Origin of the sequence: Bradyrhizobium sp. Mp27 (genome assembly GCF_029953005.1) — a bacterium.
Taxonomy (GTDB): Bacteria; Pseudomonadota; Alphaproteobacteria; order Rhizobiales; family Xanthobacteraceae; genus Bradyrhizobium; species Bradyrhizobium barranii.
Genome location: NZ_JASAUS010000355.1, coordinates 1 through 3230, shown reverse-complemented (window position 1 = coordinate 3230; position 3230 = coordinate 1). Strand labels below are relative to the sequence as shown.

Annotated in this window: 2 protein-coding genes; both read right to left on the bottom strand. The window is 64.9% G+C overall.

Annotated elements, in window-relative coordinates:
• Positions 1-29 precede the first annotated feature (29 nt).
• A complete protein-coding gene (locus QJT78_RS49650) occupies positions 30-2342 on the bottom strand; it encodes a condensation domain-containing protein (RefSeq protein ID WP_348652443.1) in 2313 nt (770 codons plus the stop codon).
• The coding region (locus QJT78_RS53410) for a phosphopantetheine-binding protein (protein ID WP_348652442.1) at positions 2330-3230 on the bottom strand (901 nt) is incomplete at its 5' end. The genes QJT78_RS53410 and QJT78_RS49650, both read right to left, overlap by 13 nt.

Genomic DNA, 3230 nt, shown 5'->3' with positions numbered 1-3230 from the left:
GAAGCTCTTGCCCGGGAAACAAACTCAAACTAACAGTCCCTTGTCCTGCCTCGCGGGTGGAGGAATTTGACTGACCACACCCGGAGGAATTTGAAGTGACCCGCGGGGGTCGGACCGTAAAGATTGTGCAGGGCCGTCCAGGGCAATACGCGCCGAACCCTATACACACTGGCGGCAGGGAGCGCCTCGCCGCTGCATAAAACCTGCCGCAGCGATGTGCAGCGGTCAACACTCTTCGCATCCAAAAAGCTGACCAGCATGGATGGCACGAAGTGAACCGTCGTGATGCGCTGGCTGACGATCAAGTCGACCAACGTATCGGGATCTCTGTGCGCACCGGGCGGCGCCAGTACCAGCGTTGCCCCTTCAAGCAAAGTCCAAAAGAACTCCCAGGCCGAGACATCGAAGCTAAATGGCGTCTTCTGCAACACGACGTCTGTTGGTTTCAGACCATAGGCGTCCTGCATCCAGATCAGGCGATTAACGATAGCCCGATGCTCATTCTGTGCCCCTTTTGGCCTGCCGGTGGATCCCGAGGTGTAGATCACATAGGCGAGATTGCGGGAGGTCAGGCTGAGCGCGCGCCGATCAGGATCCGCTTCCGGCAGGCTGGCCCAGGCCGGCGCCGCAGCATCGAGCTCCACCACGCTCACCTTGGCCGGCACATCCGCGCCGAAGGCGGCACGGCCGGCCACATCGGCCAGCAGCAGCGGCGGCGCCGCATCGTCGAGCACCTGATGCAGCCGCGCCGACGGATAGGCCGGATCCAGCGGCATATACGACCCGCCGGCCTTGAGGATCGCCAAAAGCCCCACCACCATCATCGGACTGCGCTCGACGCAGATCGCAACCGGCTGGTCCGGCCTGACCCCGAGGGCGATCAGGTGATGCGCCAGGCGATTGGCCCGCGCATTGAGCTCGGCGTAGCTCAGCCGCTCATCTTCGCAGACCACCGCCACCGCATCCGGCGCCTTGTGCACCTGCACTTCAAACAGCTCGTGGATGCACCGCTCCGCAGGATACGGCGCCGCCGTCCGGTTCAGCTCCTCCAGCAGATACGTGCGCTCGGCAGTCGAGAGCAGCTCAATCCGGTGGACCTCTTGCTGCGCATCGGCTGCCATCGCCCGCAGCAGCGCCAGCAGATAACCACGCTGCCGCTCGATCGTCGCCTGATCAAACAGCGCCGTGGCATAACCCAGCGTTCCGGCGATCTCCTCGCCATGCTCGCCAAGGCTCAGCTCCAGATCGAACTTGGCCTGATCAATCTCCTCCCCGGCAGCTTCGACACTCAGCCCCGGCAGGTCCAATGGCCCAACCGCATTGTTCTCCCAGGCCAGCATCACCTGGAACAACGGTGTGTGATCAAGAGCCCGGGGCGGCTGCACGATCTCCACCACCTGCTCGAACGGCAGGTCCTGATGCTCCTGCGCAGCCAGCACCGTGCGCCGCGTCCGCTCCAGAAGCTCCGACACGCGCGGCTTGCCCGACAGGTCCAGCCGAAGCGCCAGAGTGTTGACGAAGAAGCCGATCAGCTCTTCGATCTCGCGGTGCCCCCGATTGGCGCTCGGCACGCCAATCACAAGATCGTCCTGCCCGGACAGACGCGACAGCACCGCCGCCCAGGCCGCCAGCACCGTCATGAACAACGTCGAGCCATGCTGCAGGCTCAGCCGCTTCAGCTCCCGCGTCAAATCCGCATCGACGGTGATCGGGACCGCGGCCGCGGCAAACGACTGCTGGGCAGGCCGCGCATGGTCCGTCGGCAAGACAAGACGGGCTGTGCCCGCCAGCGCGCTGCGCCAATACTGCGCCTGCTGCTGCAACCGTTCCCCCGACAGCCATTGGCGTTGCCAGGCGGCGTAATCCGGATATTGGATCGCAAGCGGCGGCAGAGGATCGTCCTGCCCGGCCTGGAATGCCCGGTAGAGCTGGCTAAGTTCACGCAGCAGCACGCCCATCGACCAACCGTCCGAGACGATGTGATGCTGGGTCAGCAGGAAGACGTGTTCCTCGTCGGCGGTGCGGATCAGCCGACCGCGGATCAGCGGACCGCGCGCAAGATCGAATGGCGTGCGCCCCTCTTCATGGCACAGATCCAAAAATGCCGCTTCCGCATCCGATCTCTCCCGCAGATCATGCTCAACTATTGGCAGACCCGCGTCCGGCGGCAAAACCTCAACCCGGGGCTTGCCCTGGGTCGCGACAAACACACTGCGCAGCGCCTCATGACGTGCAAACAGACGGTTAAGGCTGCGCTGCCAGGCGCTGCGGTCGAGCATCCCGCGCAATCGCAAGGCCAGCGGAATGTGATAGTTGGTGCTGCCTTCGTTCAGCTGAGCCAAAACCATAGCCGCTGCTGCGCAAACGACAGCACAAGCGGCTCATGCCGCGACACGGCTGCAATCGACGGCAGCTCTTGCGGACCCGAGCAGCTCAACAGCTCGACGATGCTTGCCGCCAGGTCACTCAACACTGGCCTTGCGAACAGCGTCGACAGTGGCAGTTCGACCCCGACAGCCTGTGACAGCCGGCTCGACATCTGCACGGCCAAGAGCGAGTGGCCGCCCAGTTCGAAGAAGTGGTCGTTGCGCCCGATGCGCTCGACACCAAGGAGCTCGGCCCAGATCTGCGCCAGCGCCGTCTCGACCGCACCTTGCGGCGACTGGTAGGCCGCCAGCGCATAGGCCTGATCGGCCGGCGCCGGCAGCGCGTTCCGATCGAGCTTGCCGTTCACCGTCAGCGGAAGCGCGGCCAGCCGCACGAACGCACTCGGGACCATGTAGTCCGGCAGTCGCGCACTTAAGTGCGCGCGCAAGGCGCCCGCAAGCCCGCCTCCACCGCCCTCATCCGAGCCGGCTTCGGGCGCGCAGACCACATAGGCGATCAGATGCTTGTCACCGGCGTCGTTCTCGCGCGCCAGCACCACCGCCTCGCGCACCCAGGCGTGCTCGCAGAGCCGCGCGACGATCTCACCCGGCTCGATGCGGTAGCCGCGAATCTTCACCTGATCGTCGTTACGGCCCAGGAACTCAAGATTGCCGTCCGGCAGATAACGGGCAAGGTCGCCGGTCCGGTACAGCCGATCGCCCTCGACAAAGGGACTGGCGATGAACCGCTCCGCGGTCAGCTCAGGGCGGTTCAGGTAGCCCCGTGCCACCCCCGCCCCGCCAATGTAAAGCTCGCCGACCGCACCGAACGGCACGGGCGCGCCATGGCCATCCAGCAGGTAC